This is a genomic window from Peribacillus folii (assembly GCF_030271255.1).
Taxonomy (GTDB): Bacteria; Bacillota; Bacilli; order Bacillales; family DSM-1321; genus Peribacillus.
The window spans coordinates 82,763-104,416 of sequence record NZ_JASJOM010000009.1 but is presented as its reverse complement, the minus strand read 5'-3'; the positions used below and the strand labels follow the sequence as shown (position 1 = coordinate 104,416).

Here is a 21,654-nt window from a genome sequence, read left to right as displayed (position 1 = left end):
AGAAAATTCAAGGCCCGTTTCATGTTTTTAACACTTGTTCACGTGTATATCCTATCGTTTATGTTTCCGGATCCGATATATCCGTATCATCATCCTTGCAGTTATTTTCAACAAGTGCATAAATCTGCTCCGCTGTCACATCCGCATTTGTCTCCCATGTCTGCAAGGTGATAGCGGAAGCCGCCATCCCAAATCGTAATGACCGTTCAAAGGATTCATTTTGGTTCATACCAAACAAAATGCCGCCTATCAATGATTCCTCCACTCCTGTGCTACATAGGAAATGGTCTTGGATTGGAACCAAATGCTCTTGACTTCCATCATTGGCTGCCCAAAAAACCCCCTGCCTGTCTAAGGTAATGATAACTTGTTTGACTCCTCTTTTTATGATTCTCTCGGCTGCTTTCTGGCAATCGTCAATTGTCACAACCTCCATGTCGGCCAAAATCGACGTTTCATCACGATTGGCAATCAATAACTCTATTCCTTGTAAATTAGTCGGCAATCTCGAGGCCTTAGGAGCTGAAACGGGATTCACCCATAAGGTCAATTTTTCCTTTTTGCATCTTTTAATAAGGTATGTCAAGGTTTCTTCGGGAAGGTTGGAATCTGCAAAGATGATATCCGAAGCTGCAAGGTGCGACCAACGGGCTTCGATGAACTCAATGCTAAACTGGTCATAAATCTGCATATCCGCGACCGCTAAAATCATTTCACCAGAATCATCAAGTATGGACGTGTATGTACCTGTTTTCTCCAAATTCATTGCCAAGCATTGACTCACATCCACACCGTAACGCTTCGTTTCCTCCAATAGCCATTTTCCTTCTTGATCATCTCCGACCAATGTAATCAAGGATACTTGGCAGCCTAACCTTCCGAGGTTCTCTGATATATTTCGGGAAATGCCGCCACAAGACTGTCTAACCTGTGCAGGATTGGAAGTGCCATATTGAATCGGCTTCAACGTTTGTGAGGTGCGGTCTATATTAGCGCCTCCAATGCAAGTGACTCGCGACTCTTCCCGAACGATATAAGCCCGTCCTATTATTTCACCCTTTTTTGTCAGGTTCGAAATATATCCTGCCACCGCCGATCTCGATAGTCCAAGTTTTACAGATAACTCCTGTTGAGAAATAAATGGATTTTCCTTGATTAATGCCAAAATATACTGATCTTTCACCGTATTTCCCCTTCCATATCTATTCTCTTTTGTCATATTATTGTGGGTTTATATACATAGACGGCCTATAATAAATAATTCATACCGGTTTTTTCTACTTGTTAAGGTAAGTTAGTCCACCTGTTCATTTGACTTCTCCAACGAAAAGAGTCAGATTGCAAGATTCATTTCATTTTTTACGAAGGATTGTCTTAGTTTTATTTTACCAAAATTTATACAAAGAGCCTATGAATCAAGATTATTCTGCATTGAAAAAGTTCAACCAATAGATTCAGCTGATGGTGAAGCAATATTCGTTTTATTAGCGTCCCTTAACATAGCCACTGTTTCACCTGGATTCGTTCATAAAAATAGCGATTCTTATTAAAGAATCGCTGCGGTTATCATTCACTTATTGAGGATGGATTTCGCTTTGCATCCAATCTAGCTCTGTTGATTTTTTCAATCGTATATTTGCATTTGAACTTCGAAAGTTCTTTAACGTTTCATGGACATGTTCGATAATCCGGGGAGCTGACAAGTGGTTGGCATCATTCGTTGTGTGGGCATCCGCGATAAGGGTGACATCATACTCCAAATCAAAGGCACCCCTGCATGTCGACTCAACACAGTATTCCGTCTGCGCTCCACAAATGTATAGCTGTGTCACGTCCAACTTGTCGAGTGTTTGTTTTAAAAGGGTGTTACTAAACGAATTTGGTACGCGTTTGAAGATGGTCACCTCTTGATTGATTGGCTTCTCAAGCCTCGGGTGAAGCTCCCACCCAGATTCGCCCGTTTTCAAAGGGCCTTCTATGGATTCATGCCGTATATAGATAATCGGTATTTGTTTTCCCCTTGCACATTGAATCAAATAGTTGATGTTATCCATTACCTTATCGCGTTTATAGCCTTCTTCAACAATGGCTGTCTGCACATCAACGATCAGCAATGCTTTCATCGCCACAAATTAGCACCTCCGTCTTTCACTGATTTCATCAACAGAAACAAATCAAGCATCTCCACGGTGCAAGATTTAAGATCAGCAAGCAACATACACACAAATGTTTTTATAATGTGCGGGACATCTCCTTACTTGAAGGAAATGTTAATGTATATTGACTCATTGTCTGTCCTTATTCCACCTATATGGAACGTCCGCCCATTTAAATAAAAGGATGATCAAGAAAATAAAAATACCGGTCAACATATTATCCATCCACTCAACTTCCTTGTAAGCAATGCGTTGCCATATGGATGAAACAAGAAAATATATGAAGGACAATCTTACGCTTTCTTTTTAAATTTTATTCACCGCCTTCATTAGGAACGCTTAACTGCTGCGTTCGTATTTGCACTTGGTTTCATAAATATATTAGACGATTTTTAAAATTACGATGTATGGAACTGAAAAAAGAAAAACGTGCCTAGGCGGCCACGTTTTTCACACGGAACAGTCAAGCCCTAATTGGCATACAAGCGGTATTGATCGCTTAGAGTATCACCATTACCGTAGATATAGGCCTTAGATCCAGATGTATAGGAGGAGTCATCGTACTTCCATTTGATTCTGAGCCCCATGTTTCCCCCTGCCCCATAGGTGTTCTTGCCATTCTTTTTAATATATTGCGAAAAGCTGTCCCACGTCTTGGGCCCAACCACACCATCCACTTTCAGCTTGTTTTCTTTTTGATATTTCCTTACACCCGCTTCTGTTTTCGGTCCGAATATTCCATCGACGTCAACGACGGCTGAATCGGTATAAAAGCCCATGACATTCAGGATATATTGCATATTTCTGACCTCCACCCCATGAGTGTCCTTACGCAAAATAGAATTTTTATCCCAGCTATCGGGATGGTGGAAACCTCCGGCCGATGCGGAAGCTGTGGAAAAAGATATCCCTAAGGCCATTGTCAATACTGCCAAGCTAGTGAATAATTTCTTCATGAAACCATCTCCCTTTCTTTTGTGCATCTCAACCACCTTAACTATTTCCACTCAGCCCCTAAATCCCCCTTCCGACCAATGTCCCGTTTTGAAAATCCCCTCAAATAGTGCCTGGTAGCAACACAGAATAGGAAGATTGATTTTAGTATTCCTACGCTTTGCCCCCTCCCTTAATAATCACGAATAGTACTGCATTCAAGATGGTCATAATAAAAGCAATTGTTCCAATGAAAGGAGGAATCAACATTCCTAGAGTTAATAAGGGATTGATTGTGTTTGGTACGATCATCATCCAGGTAGGCTTGGGCACGATCTACACGTGGAGCTTATTCAATCAGCCCTTGGCAGACAAGTTCGGCTGGAAACTCAGCTCCGTCGCGATCACCTTTTCCATTACAAGCTTTGCATTGGCAGTGGCAACGCTCTTTGCCGGGAGATTGCAGGAAAAATGGGGGCTTCGTTCGTTGATCGCAGTAGCGGCAATCGTGCTTGGAGCTGGATTGATCGCCAGTTCATTCGTTTCATCATTATTGGTTTTATACATCACTGCAGGGATTGTGGTCGGTTTCGCGGATGGGTTGGCCTACATTACTTCATTGTCCAATCTTATTAAATGGTTTCCGGAGCGGAGGGGCTTGATATCAGGAATTTCCGTTTCGGCTTACGGAATGGGGAGCCTGCTATTTAAATACATCAACACATGGTTAATAAATAATGTCGGGGCTTCACAGACCTTTATGTATTGGGGAATCATCGTAATGGCCATGGTGCTGATCGGATCTCGGTTTATAAGGGAGGCTCCGGAGCCATCCGGAACTGATGCGTCCGCTCTTTCAAACTCGAATGATTATACAGTCAAGGAAATGATGCGAACCAAAGAGGTATATCTATTGTTTGTCATGTTCTTCACCGCTTGCATGAGCGGGCTTTATTTAATCAGCATTGCCAAGGATGCAGGTGTCCAATTAGCTGGATTGGATGCGGTCACTGCAGCCAATGCCGTAGCCATGATCGCCATTTTCAACACGATTGGGCGTCTGATCCTCGGAGCCCTTTCGGATAAGGTCAGCCGATTGAAGGTGATTGCCTTCAGCTTTCTCGTCACCGCTGCAGCAGTCCTTGTATTGACCTTGGGGAAAATCAACTTCACCCTCTTTTTTGTCTGTGTGGCAGGCATCGCCTTTTGCTTTGGAGGTAATATTACCGTCTTTCCCGCAATTGTTGGTGATTTTTTCGGTTTAAAAAACCACAGCAAAAATTATAGTATCGTCTATCAGGGCTTCGGCCTTGGTGCTCTATCCGGCTCGTTCATTGCCGCCATCATCAATGGATTCAAGCCGACATTTATGATCATTGCCGTATTATGCATCATATCCTTCATCATTGCTTTAAGGGTGAGGCCCCCCAGTTCCCGCAGGGAAAACCATCTATAACCGTCATATTGCTAAATCATGAAAAATTTATCACCATGAACATCGAGGAGGAAAAGAATGAAGCAAACTATCGCAGACCTACTAATCGACTCATTATTGCAAGCAGGTGTGAAAAGAATTTACGGGATTGTTGGCGATTCCTTGAATGCTGTACTCGATTCCATCAGGCGCTCCGGCAAGATTGAGTGGATCGGGGTCCGCCACGAGGAAGTCGCAGCATTCGCCGCAGGTTCAGATTCCCTTTTGAGCGGCAGCATCGCGGTTTGTGCAGGCAGCAGCGGCCCAGGGAACCTTCATCTTATCAATGGCTTGTATGATTGCCATCGCAGCCGCATTCCCGTATTGGCCATCGCGGCCCATATTCCCAGCAATGAAATTGGCAGTGAATATTTCCAGCAGACTCATCCTGAACAGCTGTTCAAGGAATGCAGCCACTTCAGTGAGCTGGTGTCTAAGCCCGAGCATATGCCTCGCATGGTCACCATCGCGATGCAGCATGCGGTTTCAAGAAAGGGTGTAGCCGTCCTGGTTCTTCCAGGTGATGTAGCTGCAATGCCTGACAATGAAACCGTCCCTGATAAGGTTGTACATGTGACGGAACCGGTTGTCCGCCCATCCGATGCCGAATTGCAAAAGCTGGCGGAATATTTAAATCATGGCAAGCGAATCACATTATTGTGCGGTGCAGGCTGTGAGGGTGCCCACTCCCTTCTTATGGAACTGTGTGACTGCTTGCAGTCACCGATGGTCATTGCCCTCAGGGGGAAGGAGCATCTTGAGTATGATAATCCTTACTCTGTAGGTCTTACAGGCTTAATTGGCTACTCTTCCGGCTATCACGCAATGATGGATTGTGATGTATTGCTGATGCTGGGCACCGACTTCCCATATCGGCAATTCTTTCCCAAGAAAGCCGATATCCTTCAGGTAGACCTCAGGGCCGAGCACCTTGGACGCCGGGCCAATTTAACTTTGGGATTATGCGGTGATATCAAGAATACGATTGAAGCTTTGCTTCCTTACCTTACAGAGAAGCATGGCTCGCGGCACCTGAATAAATTCATTGACCATTATAAGAATGTCCGCGAAGGGCTTGATGAACTTGCAGTGGGTAAACCAGGTCATACACCGATCCACCCTCAATATTTAACGAAAATGGTCAGTGACCTTGCCAGTGAGGATGCCATCTTCACCTGTGACGTCGGGACTCCTACATTGTGGGCAGCCAGATACCTTGAAATGAATGGGAGAAGAAGATTATTGGGATCCTTTAACCACGGTACGATGGCAAATGCTTTGCCTCAAGCAATAGGGGCACAGTGCATGGATTCAGGCAGGCAAGTCATTGCCCTTTCAGGCGATGGGGGCCTTTCCATGTTAATGGGTGATATGCTGACGGTTCAACAACATAATCTGCCCGTCAAAATCATCGTGTTCAATAACAGTGCACTTAGCTTTGTCGAATTGGAAATGAAGGCTGCAGGCTATTTGGAGACAGGTACAGAGCTTAAAAACCCGAACTTGGCAGCCGTAGCCCAAGCAATGGGAATCATGGGGATACGTATTGAAGACCCAGCAGATCTCCAGGATTCACTGAAGCGGGCCTTTGAACATGACGGACCTGTATTATTGGATGTACTGGTGAATCGCCAGGAAATTTCCCTTCCACCAAAAATCGAATTTGACCAGGCACATGGTTTCACATTATGGATGGTCAAGGCAGTCCTGAATGGTGACGGTAATAAATTGATCGAACTTGCCAAAACAAATCTCCTGCGGTAGTCAGATTGATTCAAAAAGGGATCCGCTTCGGATCCCTTTTCCTTCGATTGTCTTGGTTTTTTTATTTGCTGTGAATATAGCACAAGTGATTGATCCTGGAGTTACAACTTATCAGGCAGAAAGGATTTTAGAGTAAGGTTGTTCTTGTTATTTTCGTTAGTTTAGAAGCCAGCCAAATGACCCCTAATATCTTTTCATGATTTCTCCTCTCTTCCTGCTCCTTTCATACATTTCACCATATTTAGATGAATGGAATATAGCTCCATCGAAACGGATTCACCACAACTTTTTGGACACAGTTTTTCAGCGAATAGTACAGCAAGCATTTCCTGTGGTATATTACATACTAACAACCGTTTTATGGAGGGGAGGTTTAAATTGAATATCGATGAAAATGAACCAAAAATAAAGCGGACGTTCATGCGGGATGAAGTGTATGATAAGCTTCAGCATTGGATTATGGTGGGAAAGCTTGAGCCTGGTATAAGATTGCGAGACCAGGCTCTATCTGAAGCATTAGGGATCAGCCGCACTCCCATCCGAGAGGCTTTGCTTAAGTTGGAAGATGATGGACTTGTCATCACTAAAGCCAATAGGTGGACCATTGTATCCCCCATCGTTTTCCAAGAGGCAGCAAATATTTATTCAGTTGTAAGTGCACTGGAAACCCTCGCACTGGAGGAAGCCTTTCACCAAATTTCCTCAACGGAGATAGGGATATTGGAGAACCTCAATGAAGCGTTCAATCAAACGATGCTAACGGGAGATAAATTCGCAATACTGCAGGCAGATAACGAATTTCATGACAAAATCATTCAGCTATCGAACAATTTGGAATTACCCAAGCTGCTCCTGAGTTTAAAAGTGAAAATTCGTCGGATAGAAGTCCATTATTTCAGCCAAAACGATACCATGCTTCCGTCTTATAAAGAACATCAACAAATAATTGAAGCTCTTAAAAAGAAAAATTTAATGCTTGCAAAGGATGCAATCAAAGCGAACTGGAAAAATAGCTTGGAACGTATACGTACGAAATACTGAACAATGGATGATTCAAACGGAAAAAGGCAGGAACCCGCTTCTAGAGGAAGCGCGCTTCTGCCTTTTCCACTCGTTCACTGCCTGCTGTTCATGCAGCATTTCGCCATACAGCCGCATATTTCTTTTGGTATGTCTCGTCTTCCAAAGCCGTTATCAGCTCGAGGGCCTTCTGTTTTATCTCTTTCATCTAAAGGTTCCTTTCCAATAGAAGTCCCAATTGTTCCGCCACGGCTTGAGGAGGGGCAGGAAAATCTTTCGTGAAATAAGCTTCGACTACGCCTACGATAGCCGATCCAAAGAACCTAAGCACAACTTCTTTGTTTAATCCCTGATTCATCCCTTCGTATATATTCACATCACCGCTCAATTCTTCCATAACAAATTCGAGGAACTGATTCCGAAAGGCAGAAGCCCCCTTACTCTTCAGCATCGTCGAAAAGAATAAAAAATTTCTTTCAAAGTATTCGAACCAAATCAGGTTCGCATCGATGAAATCCAACTCGGTTGCTGATTGGCATAGTTTCCTTAGTTCGTCCATATGTTCTTCGATGAGCTTATCCAATAAATCGAACTTGTCCAGATAATGATGATAGATCGTCCTTCGACCTACGTTTGCTCGATCCGATATATCTTGAATCGTAATTTGATCGAAATTTTTTTCAGACATCAGTTCGATAATCGCTTCTTTTATCGCTTGTTGGGATTTGAGTATCCTTCTATCCACCATGGATATTGATGTCACCAACTTTCTATTAATCAGGTTTCCAATTTATTATACACAGTTGCGCAATATCGCATCCATATGTATTTTCCAAGAACAAAGCATTATCAGCCATATCGTTGTGGAAAACATGTATTTAGTAAGACCACTATGCATGAAGTAGCTGCTTAAACACCAGGGGAAAAGGTTTAGATGTAAATGGATGCATAAATATGACGCACCGATGGAATCGATGCGTCATATTTGCAAGGGGGTGTGCACAGGAGATAACAAAAAGACAGTTGGGATGAACAGCCAAGATATAGCCCAATTTTGCTTAAATCAAGCCAATTGGTGAATAAGCTCGTAATTTCTTTTCGTATACACATTTCCCTCTAAAATGATTCTCGCTGTACGCACAACCTTTATGGCACGGATGTGTCCTGCCAGGAAATCGACCTTTGTTTCCATTATGCCTGCCGGGTGGGCCAATCGGAGAACTTCATGTCTGATATCGACCATTTCAGATAAGATCGTTTCCTGTAAGTACGCTCCTGCAGTTGCACAGATTGCCCCTGTAATGGCAAGCGCTTGATGAGGCCTTTGCATGGACATCATCCTGATCACCAAATCCATATCTTCCGCTTTCCTTTCCGTTCCAGTTACATCAACATAATTCATTGGAGGGGCAATGATGGTCATTTTAGGTACAGCTGGAGATTTAATCGTTGCAGATTTCCGGTCGGAAAACCGACACATTTCAGCTGCAATTGAACGGATATCTTCCAATTCATTTAGCTTTTCCTGTGAGAAATCCGCTGGAAGTTCCCTTCCGATCAGGCCAATATCATGAGCCCTTACAAAAACAAGGGGATTGGCGACATCAATGATTGAAACAGGAATGAGCCGGTCTTTCGTTTTGATCATGTCTACTGGGTTCCCCGTAGGAAAAATCTTACCGGTTACAGCTCCTTCTGCACGATTAAAAGAAAGGTATACAGGTGAACCTGTCCCGGGCACACCTGGAATCGAGCAGCTTCCCTCTGTTTTCACCTGCCCATTTTCAACTTCCACTTCCGCTGTAATCAATTTTTGTGTGTTTCTATTAAAAATCCTTACCGTCGTAACAGGCTCTATGGCAGGAACTAGACCTTGTTCGATGGCGTATGGCCCTACCCCGGATGATATATTTCCACAATTCCCTTTAAAATCCACCATTTGGTTATCTATGCTTATTTGGGCGAATGTGTACTCCACATCATAATCCGTTGAATCGGCCTTCTTGATGATCGCTGCTTTACTGGTCAATGAATTAGCTCCGCCAAGTCCATCAATCTGCCGATGATCAGGACTGCCCATAACATCAAGTAAAAACGCTTCCCACTGTGACGGATCAGAAGGCATATGCTCATAATTGAAAAAAACCCCTTTACTTGTGCCGCCCCGCATCAAAACTACTGGTATTTTCATTACACCAACCACCTTTACAATATTATCCCAGTACTACCAGTTCCTTTGAAAGTATAGTATGATAAATTAAATTATAAGTAAAATACATATTTTTTTAAAAAAAACCAAAAAAAATCTTATAATCAATATGAGGTGTTTACTATGGATGAAAAAGATTGGACAGCGATAAGGGTGCTTTATGAAGAAAAAAGCATCACTCGTGCCGCAGAGCGTTTATATATTTCCCAGCCTGCATTAACATACCGGCTTAAAAACCTGGAGAAAGAGTTCGGAACAAGCATTTTCTTTAAAATCAAGGGGGGAATCGAGTTTACTTCAGAAGGAATACATTTAGCTGGTTATGCAGAAGAAATGGTCAAAAAGCTGCAGCAAACCAAAGATTATATGCTGAATATGCAAAACGAAGTAAGAGGCACGCTACGGCTGGGGGTTTCCAGCAATTTCGCCCAATATAAGCTTCCAAAAATATTGAAAAGTTTTTCAACCCAATTTCCGCATGTCCAATTTAATGTCAATACTGGATGGAGTACAGAAATCATGCACCTTCTTGATTCGTCGAGTGTTCAATTGGGCATATTACGGGGGAATTATGAATGGTATGGGATTAAAACGTTGCTCCATAAAGAAAGACTTTGCTTAATTTCTAAACAACAAGTGGATCTAGATAATCTGCCGGAGCTACCGTTCATTAATTATAAAACTGATAGTTCACTGAAAAACCTAATTAACGGCTGGTGGCATGACAGATTCTCGGAGCCTCCATTAGTTACCATGGAGACTGATCGGCAGGAAACGTGCAAAGAAATGGTTAAAAACGATCTTGGCGTTTCCATATTGCCGGAAATATGCATGCAGCCTGCAGATAACTTGCATACGTACGGATTGTCCTACAAAAATGGAGAGCCTGTATTAAGAAATACTTGGTTAATGTATAACCAAGAATCATTAAAGCTATCTTCCGTAAAAAACTTTATTGATTTTTTAAATAAAGACGCCACTCTCTAATCTTCTGGCACAATGAAAATGATGACCCATTTTCATTGTGCTTTTTTTCATACTGGATTATAAGTTTTTTTTTTATAAAAACATTAAAAATCATCTATTTTACTTATTTAAACATTTGTAATATTCTAAAAACAGAACGTAATAGCTGGAAACTATAAGACTAATTTACTTTGCACCTGTTTATTTGTAAGCGATTACTTTATAGGAGGGGATTATCATTCTTACTTTTCTCGGTGTTTCAATGGTCGTCATCTTTACTTACTTAATCATGTCCAAACGTTTGTCACCAGTTACAGCCTTGACAGTCGTCCCGATTGCTTTTGCCCTCATTGGCGGTTTCGGTACCAAAATTGGGGATATAATGCTGGAAGGGTTAAAAGTTGTTGCCCCTTCAGCTGCCTTGCTATTGTTCGCCATCTTGTTTTTCGGAATACTTATTGATGCAGGACTATTCGATCCCCTTATCAAGAAGATGCTAAAAATCGTGAAAGGCGATCCAGTCAAGATTGCAATCGGAACTGCCGTAATAGCCATGACCGTTGCTCTGGACGGGGATGGCACAACGACGCATATGATTACCGTGTCTGCCATGCTGCCGCTTTACTTACGGCTTGGGATGAACCCCCTTATCCTTGCTACGATATCCATACTTTCAGTAAGCATCATGAGCGGGATGACGCCTTGGGGAGGTCCTGCCACAAGGGCGATAGCGTCTTTAGGGTTAAATGCAAATGAATTCTTCATCCCGATTATTCCAACCATGCTGGCTGGCATGGCTTCCATCCTATTTACTGCCTATGTACTTGGAAAACAGGAGCGTAAGAAACTGGGCATTGTTCAAATCCAGCACGCTCCAGGAATGAATATAGCTCTTGATGAGGCAGCGGTTGCTTCAGCCATCCATGACGATTTAAAGCGGCCAAAATTATTCTGGTTCAACCTTATCTTAACGGTTGCAGTCATGGTCGTCCTTGTAATGGGATTAATGCCAGTGCCTGTTTTGTTCCTCATCGGTTTTGTAATTGCTTCGATGATCAATTACCCCAATTTGGAGCAACAAAGGGAACGGCTTGTGGCCCATGCTGGCAACGCCATCACGGTTGTAACATTAGTCTTTGCGGCTGGTATCTTCACAGGGATTTTTTCAGGAACTAAAATGGTCGATGCAATCGCAAATTCATTAGTCGCCATCATTCCGGATTCCTTGGGCTCATTCTTCCCGTTGGTCGTGGCCTTGACCAGCATGCCATTTACATTCGTCTTATCCAATGATGCCTATTACTTTGGCGTTCTGCCCATCCTTGCCGAAGCTGGTGCTGCGTATGGAGTGAATCCATTGGAGGTTGCCCGGGCCTCCGTATTGGGCCAACCGATACATTTTTTAAGTCCGCTCGTTGCTTCGACACTGCTGATAGTAGGTATGGTAAAAACAGATATCGGTGAAATACAGCGGTTTGCATTTAAATGGGCCCTCATTTGTTCATTAATCCTCATCATTGTCGCTATTGTGACGGGAGCTATCACATAATCATCAATTTTCTTAGGAAAACGGGACTGCCGCAAAACCCATTTTGGAGGGTTTATGCGACAGCCCCGTATAAGCTACTGGATGTTAGTCTGATGCCTGACTGATTATGTTCACGATTCTTTTCGCAAGATTCATGACCGTGTAAAGACGCGTATCATTTAAAAACTGCATCGTCGGTAATGGATCAATATAATTCACCATCCCCACGATGTGAAAATCCCCGACTTCCGGCAAAACTTTTTTCAATGCTTTTCCAGGTATAAGCGGCCCCTCTTTCAGCAAAACCTCCCCCACTTGGTTTTGCTCACCTAAACATGCATCCACACTGATGATAAATGGTCTTTTGAATTGTTTATTGATCTCTTTCAATGTTTCCTCCAAGTTAAATGCATGTACAGGTTTTTCCAAGGTGCCAAAAACACGATACGGCACTTGATGTTCTTTTAGCATCGTTCCCACTAAAGGGCCTAAAGAATCTCCTATGGAACGGTCTGAACCTATGCAGAGAAAGATGATATTCTCGTATTGATGACCGGAATGCCGGATTATCTCTTTCATTTTCAATGTTAATGCATCTAATTTTCCAGGATGATGTTCCACAGACCTCCGCTCCTTTTTCTTGATTCTCCATATCACTACAATTATACGAATAATTGAATGAAATGTATGTAGATTCAAGCAGAAGATTGGGAATATATGTTTTTCGCCTGATCCCAATGATTCAATAGCCTGAAGATTGGCGGCAATATAATGCACACGATTATGATTCGGAGTACTTGCACCGCTATGATGAATGTAGAGTCCGCATCCATCAGGATCGATGTGGTCGTCATTTCAGCAATCCCGCCAGGAGCGAATGCAAGTACCGATGTAATAAGGGCGATGCCGGTCATTTTCGAAACAATGATGGCACATAGGATCATCGAAAAAATAAGACCTATCGTACTTATTAAAGCTACGATTATCGTCCGCTTCAACCCAATGAACATATCTTTTTGGAACCTCCCGCCAATACTTGCCGCAATAAACACTTGGGATACGATCATCACGGCATGCGGCCACCATGGAACGATATCATGGCCCATATAAAATGAAGCGGATGATTGAAAAATGGCAACTCCGATCATGCTTCCGATTAACCATGGAGCTGGGAATCTAAGATACTTGGCCAATTGATGTCCGCTGCAGGCGATCCCGATTAACAGGATGGTCCAAAGCACGTTACCGATATCAAAAGATGAAGCAGTCCGAGAAGGTTGGATGACCTGCTCGGCTTGACTGCCGGACCATGAAGAGACAATAAGCGGAATGATGAGGATAACCAGGAAAACTCGCATGGTTTGAATGATGCTGACGACTGCAGTATTCGCCCCTACCTCTTCCGCAATCCCAGGCATGGCAGACAATCCGCCTGGCGCGGTTCCAAAAAAACTAGTCAGCATATCCGTTTTACTGTATTTCCATAGAATAAATCCAGAAAGTAAAGAAAAAAAGATAGATATAAGCAGCATGAGGATAATGGTCATCCAATGCTCCTTGAAAATATGTAAAAATGTCAGGTTTATTTTCTGGCCAAGTTCGATTCCTAAAATACATTGCCCTATTAACAGCCAGTGTTTAGAGGCTCCCCTTTGGTTTTGGCCATGCTCCAGGAATGATGGCCTTAAAAAGGATAATAAGGCTGCCGCCAGGAATGTGCCAATCATCCATCCGATGGAGAGACCGGTCAGCGAGAGGAAATATCCGCCCAGGCTACTTAAGGCGATAAACCAAACGTCTGGAACAAAAGTGTTCATTTTCATTTAAAACATCCTTCTTTCATCACGTTTAAATTGTTGCACCGCTGAATCCCATTCATATTACCAATATAGTATAATCATAGAAATAAATATAATATTGAATTATTATATTTAACCATAAACAAAAGTTATTTCTAATTATTTCGGGGTGATTTTCATGGATGAGAGAGACTGGATCGTTCTCCAAACTCTTTATAATGAGAAAAATATAACAAACGCAGCTAGAGTATTATATCTTTCACAGCCTGCGTTAACCAATCGATTGAAAGCGATGGAAAAGCAATTTGGAGTTCAGATCGTCAAGAGGGGCCGCCGCGGCATTCAATTTACGCCGCAGGGAGAGTATTTGGTAAAAAGCGCCAAGGAGATGTTATGGCATATCCAAAGGATAAAAGAAACGGTTTTGAATATGGAGGATAAGGTTTCCGGAATATTGAGATTAGGTGTTTCAACTTTCTTTACCGATTATAAACTTCCAGGGCTACTGAAGCTTTTTAAAGCTCAGTACCCTGATATTGAATTCAAGGTTACAACGGGATTGAGCAGCCAAATTACCCACCTAATGCATAACCAGGAAGTTCATATCGCCTTTGTAAAAGGAGATCACAGATGGAATGACAAAAAGAAATTGCTCTTTGAAGAAAGTATTTGCATCGCTTCCAAAGAAGCAATTGATATTCGGCTCCTTCCCACCTTGCCTAGAATCGATTATCAGACCGATCCATTGCTTAAGAATGATGTCGATAATTGGTGGGCTGAGAACTATTCACAGCCTCCGCTCGTCAGCATCAACGTCGACAAAGCTGATACCTGCAAAAAGATGGTTGCGAATGGGTTAGGTTACGCAATCATGCCTACCATGATATTGAATGATTTGGATAATATCCACAAAATTAGAATCAGCTCGAAAGATGGGGAAAAGATCATCCGTAAAACCTGGATGTTTTATCACGAGCAATCATTGGAGTTCAATATTGTAAAAGCGTTCGTTGAATTCATGGATGGGATTGACTTGCAAACCATTTCATGATTAAAACTGCAAATTCACGGCCACAAAAAATAAAGCCTGTATCCGAGATGGATCAGGCCGCTTTTCTATTTATGGGGTAAAGTTTATTAAAAGGGAAGTTTGTGCTGTCCACCAATAGCGGTTAGCCCCCCGTATAGCAACTTCATATTCCCTATCTACCTTCGTTTCCCTCTAGGCACTTCGTAAGATTATGGATCTTGTTGCTCTCCCCGAATTTATGTGTACCCATCAGGAAGGGAATTGATCTTGTTCAACCGGCAGGGAATCTCCCTCAGATGGAGACAACGCCTTACTGACCTTTCGCTTCATTGGAAAGTAATACAAGACGGCTGGCAAGAAAAGTCCCATTGCCCAAGCCAGGTCTGCCCCATTGAGTGCTTGGGCGGCAGGACCAACATAAAAAGATGTATTGACAAAAGGAACTTCCGCAATGATTGAGGCGACAAACGCAAAGGTTGCAATCCAGTTGATTTTTCCGTACTTACCATTTAAATCGAAGATATCTTTGACACTATATTCTCCTTGACGCAATATATAATAATCAACAAGGTTAATGGATGTCCATGGAATTAAAAAGTAACTCATAAAAAAGATGAAATTCATGAAGAACTCAAGAAAATTCCCTTGTCCCACAATGCATAAAGTGGTAGCTATGATCGTAATGCAAAGCAGGAACCCCATCCGGACTTTCGGTGTAACCTTGAATTTAAAAAAAGGCTCGATTGTCGTTACCGAGGACATGAAAGCACCGTAAAGATTAAAAACATTAATGGCCAGCTGCCCAAAGACGATCAATGCAAACATAAGGATCGCAAAGTTTCCGAATAAATGGGCTAAGTTGCCTCCGGTGTTGTCGAGAAAATTGGGTAGGGCCACCGTTAAAACTGCACCTAAAACCATCATCCACACAGCACCGATTACTGTACCTGAATAGCTGTACCAAAATGTTTTTGCAGGCGGGGTTTCAATGGGTAAATAGCGTGAGTAATCAGCAACATATGGTGCATACGATAACTGCCATGTAACCGCAATGCTTACTGACAGGAAAAAACCGGACAAAGCGATATTACCCGGTAACCATTGCTCTGCAGGCACCGGCAGCTGAAAGACGATAAAGGTCATGATTAAAAAAAGTAAAAATGATGCTGCCGAAAACCACCTTTGCACCTTGTGAATGAGGTCATAACCATAAAGGGCGACTACAAAACATATCGCACCTATTATAACTATATTCGATGTTTGGTTAATGGGAACAATGTTCGATATCGTTTGGGCCGCAAGAAGTGTATTGCTTGCGAAAAACCCTAAATAAATGAACATCACAAGGAACAAGGGGATGATGGCACCAATGACCCCGAATTGGGCCCTGCTTTGAATCATCTGCGGAATTCCAAGCTTCGGTCCTTGTACTGAATGGGATGCCATGAATATGGCACCTATGAGGGAACCAAGTACGATGGCCATCACACTCCAGAATAAGTTAAGCCCCAGCATGATGGGCAATGACCCTGACACAAGCGTAGTAATGTTCATATTGGCTCCAAACCAAATCGGAAATAAGTCTTTCGCCTTACCATGTCGTTCATTCGCTGGAATATATTCAATGCTTCGCTCTTCCACTTTCATCTCGATTCCCCCTCGATTAGAACATTCACCAAGCCGCTGCCCGAATTATCCTAGATTCATTTCCCGATATGAGCCCATCACCTAAAAAAGTGAACATCAAAAATAGCTATCTACCCAAAATCATTTTAATTTTGAGTAGATTTCCATAAGGTTATCAGGGGAGAATTGGAGTTGGTCCGGAGCTTGCGCCTCCCAGACACGGTGCTTTTCATTTCGCAGCATTTTAACCATTTGATCAGCATCATAAATTTTCAGATCATATACCCAGTTGGCCATCATCAAAGTTGCTGACATATGGGCGCCTAAGGTAGTCGTTCCACACAAATCTTTAACGAGATTAACTTGATAATCACGATAATATGCATCTAATACAGTAGCGAAAACACAACAATCCGTAAGGACCCCTCCAACCAACAAGTGCTTGATATCCAAACTTTTGAGCATCAAGTCGAGATTGGAACCATGAAAGCCGCTGTATCGGTATTTATCAATAATGATGTCATTTTCATGAGGTCCTATCTCGTCTATAATCTCAATGGAATCGGTATGTGAATGATAATAGATAGGCTCTCCTTGTAGATTGACCGGTTCTTTATTGGCAAGTCCAATACCATCTGCCCTGCTTATATGCCGAGTGTAAATTATGGGAATCTCCCGATGGCGGCATGCACTAATAAGTTGCTGCGCTCTGTCGATGATTCCTTCCATCCCGACAACGCTTGAAGTACCGCCTTCTTTTTGTAAATCAATCAATAGAAGCGCCGTTTTTTTCTTATCCACTGTAGCCCACTCCTCAATATCGTACCCTCGAACCCATACTAAGGTACAAGCAAGATGCAAGAACATTAATCTGCCATGTACCATGCAAGAGTAAAGGATAAAAAAATGATGATTGAATTTCATTTGTTCGCTATTCTATAGCAACGACCATTCCTTAAGCTCGAGCCGGCGTGACTTCTCTACAACGTGTGGATCCCTTTCCGCCAGTGTGAGGGCTTCTTCCATCGAATCCGCGATATATACCACTAAACCTCCTGTGCCATCTGCAAACGGGCCTCTTGCAAAAACCTTCCCTTTAATGTCCAATTCATCTAAATATTCAATATGGCGTGGGCGCACATCCCTGTTTTTCTCAGCATCCAGCATATGCAAAATCGCTGCATAATAAGCCATGCTTCTTCACCCCCTAATTACGATTCCAAATGACCAACTTCATTTCAGTCATTTCTTCGACTGCATATTTTAATCCCTCACGCCCAGTACCGCTTTCCTTCACACCTCCGTAGGGCATATTATCGACACGGAATGTCGGAATATCGTTAATCAACACTCCACCAACATGTAAATTCTCTGCAGCATCCAGTGCTGTATGCACATTGTCGGTATAAATTCCTGCTTGAAGGCCGTAGTTGGAATCGTTGACCAAATCAATCGCTTCTTCAATGGATTCGATCTTGTTAATCAGGACGATCGGTGCAAACACTTCCTGACAGGAAACCTTTAAATGAGCTTTGGCATTCAAGATGACGGTTGGATGAAGCAGATTGCCCTCCGCTATTCCACCAGTTGCAATCTTCGCTCCGCCTTGTTTCGCCTCCTCGATCCAATTAAGGGTTCTTTCGACATCATTTGCTGAAATCAAAGCGGAAACCTCCGTCTCTGGATCAAGCGGGTCGCCAAGGGCTAATCGTTTCGTCGCTTCAATGAATAAATCGACAAAGCGATCATGGATTTCTTCATGGACATAGATCCTTTGCAAGGAAATGCATACTTGTCCCTGATTGGAAAACGCCCCATTCACACAGCGAGAAATAATCTTATCCAGGTCTACACCACGGTCAATAATGACGGCCGCATTGGAGCCCAGTTCCAATGTCACGCGCTTCAATCCTGCTTTATTGCGGATTCCAATCCCGACCCCGGGACTTCCAGTGAACGTAATCATATTCACTCTGGAATCGGTGACAAGCTTATCTCCAACCACTCTTCCTCCGCCCGTGACCACATTTAGGGCTCCTTCAGGCAACCCTGCTTCCAGCAATCGTTCGGCCAGGAACAATGATGAGAGTGGAGTTTGGCTTGCTGGCTTTAAGACGATTGTATTTCCAGCAGCAATCGCAGGGCCGACTTTGTGGGCCACCAGATTCATGGGGAAATTGAAAGGTGTTATTGCCCCAATCACTCCGATCGGTTCGCGTACAGTGTAGCCAAGACGATTCTCACCGCCCTGTGCGGCATCCAGCGAGAGCGTTTCCCCATGAATCCGCTTCGCTTCTTCTGCCGCGAACTTGTAGGTTTCAATCGTGCGGGCCACCTCTCCCTTAGCGGATGTTATCGGCTTCGAGGATTCTATCGATATGATATGGGCGGCTTCATCCGCGCGCTCTTCAATAAGCCGGGCCAATGTTTCCAATATCTTCGCGCGTTGATGTGCCGGCATTTTTGCCATCACCTTCAATGCATTTTGTGCCGCTTCGATAGCCCAACCGGTTTCTTCATCTGTAGCCATCGGGATTTGGGCAATGACTTCCCCTGAGTAAGGAGACCGAAGTGGACGATATTCTTTTGCTTTCACCCATTTTCCATTGATGAATAATTGTTTAGTTAAAGCGCTATCTATAATTGTCATATCCCCAGCTACCCTTCACTCTTTGTATGTGCTTTTAGCTAACGATTCAAGTCGATACCATTCTTGGAAAAAAAAACTCTTCTAATTTTACCGTTAATCCCCCATGACCGAATTTATATTGGTTATTTTTCATATCAGAATTTCCTTTGATGAATTCGAGGAAAAATAGGATGCTATTTCGTCTTTCTAGAATGTTATTGATTCCTTGCTTATAAAACCAAGCATCAATGGTATTATAAACCCCTCTATTGATTCCATATTTTTCATTACAAACGGTAATGAAAGATAGATCCGTTAAATGGATGGTCTCATCTACATTAAATAGCAATTAGGTCCCTCCTTGCTACCTCCGTCCCGAGATATTGCTTTTTGTAAGATAATCTTTCCCCTTAATTTAATTGAGGCTCTTGTTTGGCACCTTTCAACGCTCTTTGCATAAACACGACTTCTTCACTCAGCAGGTTGATGCGTTGTAAAACTGCTTCATCTGTCAGCTCATTTTGCGCATTGAAATGATCGTTATGAGCATAAACAGATCCAGGTGCAACAAAGGCACGGAAATAGCTAGCGATGGGTTTCAGCTGATTTTCAATTACCAAGTAATGCTGATACGTTCCGCCATTCGCAACAAAGCCCATTACTTTATTGCGGAAGTCCTTTGGTGGCACCAAATCAAACAGGTTTTTCAAAGCCCCGGTAATCGAACCTTGGAAAATAGGTGTCCCGATAATGTAAAAGTCCGCTGAAGTCACGATATCGATTACTTTTTTTGTATCTTCGGAATAAGTGGATGGATTGCGGCCATCACAAAATTGAAGGTCATAATTTTTTAAATCAAGCAGCTCCACTTCAATATCGGGGTGGTTATTCCTTACCTCTTCTAAGACCCTTTCCACAACGACTTTCGTTTTTGAACCTACAATGGTCCCTGAAATTCCCAATAATTTCATATCGTACCCCTCCTTATTAGAACCCTTCGCCAACATAACATTCATCAATCTAATTTCGCTTATCTCATTATGAACGGGTCAGGAATCGGGTCGGAGGAGGTGTTAACCCATACAACCTTATCCTGCATATAGTCATGGATGGCCTCATAACCGCCTTCCCTTCCGTAACCGCTTAGGCCGGACCCCCCAATTGCTGCGATGGGTGAAATGCTTCGATAAGTATTTACCCATACGATTCCAGCACGTATTGCCTTCGCGACGCGATGGGCCTTTCCAATATCACTCACCCAAATGCCTGCCGCCAATCCGTAATCAGTACTGTTTGCTAATTGAATGACCTCTTCCTCATCTTTAAAAGGGATGACACTTAACACAGGACCGAATATTTCTTCTTTCGTGATCCGTGAAAGGTTATCTGAATGCTCGAAGATCGTAGGTTCAAAATACCAGCCCTTATCCAAATGCTTGGGCCTTTGTCCACCAATCACAAGTTTTCCGCCCTCATCCAATCCGATAGCCACGAATTTCTCGACACGTTCCAATTGCGCTTTCGTTGCCAGCGGCCCCATTTCCGTATCATCGAGAAATGGATCACCGATTTTAATTTTTGAGACACGGTCAACAAGCTTTTTCATTACTTCATCGTAAATATCAACATGTAAAAATGCTCGTGAACCAGCGACACAGCTTTGTCCTGATGCACCAAAGATACCAGCTATGATCCCCATCGCTGCATTATCCGGATTGGCATCCTCAAACACGATATTAGGAGATTTACCGCCAAGCTCAAGTGTTACTTGGGCAAAGTTTTGAGCTGAATTTTGAACGATATGCCGGGCTGATTCCGAACCTCCCGTAAAAGCCACTCGCCTTACAAGAGGGTGTGAAGTCAATGTATCTCCAACAGGCATTCCAAACCCGGTCACCACATTGACGACGCCCGGAGGGAACCCGGCTTCTTCAACCAGCTTCACTAGTTCCAATAGAGATGCCGAAGACACTTCCGAGGGTTTGATGACGATTGTATTTCCAGCCACAAGAGCCGGGGCAAGCTTCAATGTCGTTAAATATAGCGGGGAATTCCAAGGTGTGATGGCCGCTATTACCCCTAGTGGCTCCTTAGATGTAAACGCGAACATTTCTTTTTTATCAATTGGTAAAGTCCGTCCATGAATCTTGTCCGCCAGTCCTGCATAATAATAGAAAAATTCAGGTAAATAATTTACTTGTCCGCGCATTTCCCTGATTAATTTTCCGTTGTCCAATGATTCAACTTTGGCAAGCCCTTCGGAGTGTTCTGCAATCAGCTCACCAAGCCTCCTGACGAGACGTCCCCTCTCAGTGAAGGTCATATTTGCCCACCCTGAACTCAGGAACGCTTGATGTGCAGCTTGAACAGCACGCTCAACGTCCTCAGCGTTTCCTTTTGCAACTTGACACCATGCTTCTTCAGTTGCAGGGTTATAGCTTTCGAAATATTCACCACTTGATGAATCCGACCATTCTCCGTTTATATACATCTGATATTTCTTCAGCTCGTTCACTTACT

20 protein-coding genes are annotated in these 21,654 nt (G+C 43.0%); 6 read left to right on the top strand and 14 right to left on the bottom strand.

Annotated features, from left to right (window positions below; genetic code table 11):
* Nucleotides 1-58 precede the first annotated feature (58 nt).
* From QNI08_RS16355 to QNI08_RS16345, 3 genes are all read right to left on the bottom strand, one after another.
* On the bottom strand, nucleotides 59-1,183 hold the full coding sequence (locus QNI08_RS16355) for a carbohydrate kinase (protein WP_285768458.1): 1,125 nt from the start codon (nucleotides 1,181-1,183) through the stop codon (nucleotides 59-61).
* Nucleotides 1,184-1,574: 391 nt separating this feature from the next.
* A complete protein-coding gene (locus QNI08_RS16350; protein WP_285768529.1) occupies nucleotides 1,575-2,123 on the bottom strand; it encodes a cysteine hydrolase family protein in 549 nt (182 codons plus the stop codon).
* Nucleotides 2,124-2,626: 503 nt separating this feature from the next.
* Entirely contained in the window at nucleotides 2,627-3,112 is a 486-nt protein-coding gene (locus QNI08_RS16345) for a peptidoglycan-binding domain-containing protein (RefSeq protein WP_285768457.1), read from the bottom strand.
* Nucleotides 3,113-3,339: 227 nt separating this feature from the next.
* Here QNI08_RS16345 and QNI08_RS16340 point away from each other — a divergent pair, with 227 nt between their 5' ends.
* The 3 genes from QNI08_RS16340 (at nucleotide 3,340) to QNI08_RS16330 (ending at nucleotide 7,368) form a co-directional block, all read left to right on the top strand.
* Nucleotides 3,340-4,545, top strand: coding sequence for an L-lactate MFS transporter (locus tag QNI08_RS16340; RefSeq protein ID WP_285768456.1), 1,206 nt, complete (start codon nucleotides 3,340-3,342; stop codon nucleotides 4,543-4,545).
* Nucleotides 4,546-4,602: 57 nt separating this feature from the next.
* Nucleotides 4,603-6,327 (top strand): ubiquinone-dependent pyruvate dehydrogenase, encoded by a 1,725-nt coding sequence (gene poxB / locus QNI08_RS16335; protein ID WP_285768455.1) that lies wholly within the window; start codon nucleotides 4,603-4,605, stop codon nucleotides 6,325-6,327.
* Between the two features lie 420 nt (nucleotides 6,328-6,747).
* Entirely contained in the window at nucleotides 6,748-7,368 is a 621-nt protein-coding gene (locus QNI08_RS16330; protein ID WP_285768528.1) for a GntR family transcriptional regulator, read from the top strand.
* Between the two features lie 187 nt (nucleotides 7,369-7,555).
* Here the strand turns inward: QNI08_RS16330 and QNI08_RS16325 are convergent, their stop codons facing one another.
* Together QNI08_RS16325 and QNI08_RS16320 are read right to left on the bottom strand one after the other, a co-directional pair.
* A complete protein-coding gene (locus tag QNI08_RS16325; RefSeq protein WP_285768527.1) occupies nucleotides 7,556-8,101 on the bottom strand; it encodes a TetR/AcrR family transcriptional regulator in 546 nt (181 codons plus the stop codon).
* A gap of 309 nt (nucleotides 8,102-8,410) precedes the next feature.
* Entirely contained in the window at nucleotides 8,411-9,538 is a 1,128-nt protein-coding gene (locus QNI08_RS16320; protein WP_285768454.1) for a 2-methylaconitate cis-trans isomerase PrpF family protein, read from the bottom strand.
* Nucleotides 9,539-9,679: 141 nt separating this feature from the next.
* On the opposite strand from QNI08_RS16320, the gene QNI08_RS16315 reads away from it, so the two are divergent.
* Nucleotides 9,680-10,543, top strand: a complete 864-nt coding sequence (locus QNI08_RS16315) for a LysR family transcriptional regulator (protein WP_285768453.1) — start codon at nucleotides 9,680-9,682, stop codon at nucleotides 10,541-10,543.
* Between the two features lie 217 nt (nucleotides 10,544-10,760).
* Nucleotides 10,761-12,071 (top strand): CitMHS family transporter, encoded by a 1,311-nt coding sequence (locus QNI08_RS16310; protein ID WP_285768526.1) that lies wholly within the window; start codon nucleotides 10,761-10,763, stop codon nucleotides 12,069-12,071.
* An 84-nt stretch (nucleotides 12,072-12,155) separates the two neighbouring features.
* Here QNI08_RS16310 and yyaC read toward each other — a convergent pair whose 3' ends face one another.
* Both yyaC and QNI08_RS16300 read right to left on the bottom strand, forming a co-directional pair.
* Nucleotides 12,156-12,671, bottom strand: a complete 516-nt coding sequence (yyaC, locus tag QNI08_RS16305) for a spore protease YyaC (RefSeq protein ID WP_285768452.1) — start codon at nucleotides 12,669-12,671, stop codon at nucleotides 12,156-12,158.
* A gap of 74 nt (nucleotides 12,672-12,745) precedes the next feature.
* On the bottom strand, nucleotides 12,746-13,873 hold the full coding sequence (locus QNI08_RS16300) for an AbrB family transcriptional regulator (RefSeq protein ID WP_285768451.1): 1,128 nt from the start codon (nucleotides 13,871-13,873) through the stop codon (nucleotides 12,746-12,748).
* Nucleotides 13,874-14,027: 154 nt separating this feature from the next.
* Between QNI08_RS16300 and QNI08_RS16295 the strand changes: the two genes are divergently transcribed.
* Nucleotides 14,028-14,900: a LysR family transcriptional regulator gene (locus tag QNI08_RS16295; RefSeq protein ID WP_285768450.1), complete on the top strand. Its 873-nt coding sequence runs from the start codon at nucleotides 14,028-14,030 to the stop codon at nucleotides 14,898-14,900.
* A gap of 228 nt (nucleotides 14,901-15,128) precedes the next feature.
* Here QNI08_RS16295 and QNI08_RS16290 read toward each other — a convergent pair whose 3' ends face one another.
* The 7 genes from QNI08_RS16290 to QNI08_RS16260 all read right to left on the bottom strand — a co-directional run bounded on the left by QNI08_RS16290 (nucleotide 15,129) and on the right by QNI08_RS16260 (nucleotide 21,649).
* Nucleotides 15,129-16,526 (bottom strand): purine-cytosine permease family protein, encoded by a 1,398-nt coding sequence (locus QNI08_RS16290; protein ID WP_285768449.1) that lies wholly within the window; start codon nucleotides 16,524-16,526, stop codon nucleotides 15,129-15,131.
* Nucleotides 16,527-16,646: 120 nt separating this feature from the next.
* Nucleotides 16,647-17,306, bottom strand: a complete 660-nt coding sequence (locus QNI08_RS16285) for a cysteine hydrolase family protein (RefSeq protein WP_285768448.1) — start codon at nucleotides 17,304-17,306, stop codon at nucleotides 16,647-16,649.
* A gap of 135 nt (nucleotides 17,307-17,441) precedes the next feature.
* Nucleotides 17,442-17,699 carry a YciI family protein gene (locus QNI08_RS16280; RefSeq protein WP_285768447.1) on the bottom strand — a complete coding sequence of 86 codons (258 nt, stop codon included), beginning with the start codon at nucleotides 17,697-17,699 and terminating at the stop codon, nucleotides 17,442-17,444.
* Between the two features lie 13 nt (nucleotides 17,700-17,712).
* Nucleotides 17,713-19,155: an aldehyde dehydrogenase family protein gene (locus tag QNI08_RS16275; protein ID WP_285768446.1), complete on the bottom strand. Its 1,443-nt coding sequence runs from the start codon at nucleotides 19,153-19,155 to the stop codon at nucleotides 17,713-17,715.
* Between the two features lie 46 nt (nucleotides 19,156-19,201).
* Nucleotides 19,202-19,483: a hypothetical protein gene (locus tag QNI08_RS16270; protein ID WP_285768445.1), complete on the bottom strand. Its 282-nt coding sequence runs from the start codon at nucleotides 19,481-19,483 to the stop codon at nucleotides 19,202-19,204.
* A 61-nt stretch (nucleotides 19,484-19,544) separates the two neighbouring features.
* Nucleotides 19,545-20,105 (bottom strand): NADPH-dependent FMN reductase, encoded by a 561-nt coding sequence (locus QNI08_RS16265; RefSeq protein ID WP_285768444.1) that lies wholly within the window; start codon nucleotides 20,103-20,105, stop codon nucleotides 19,545-19,547.
* 59 nt (nucleotides 20,106-20,164) lie between these two features.
* On the bottom strand, nucleotides 20,165-21,649 hold the full coding sequence (locus QNI08_RS16260; protein WP_285768443.1) for an aldehyde dehydrogenase: 1,485 nt from the start codon (nucleotides 21,647-21,649) through the stop codon (nucleotides 20,165-20,167).
* Between the last annotated feature and the right edge of the window lie 5 nt (nucleotides 21,650-21,654).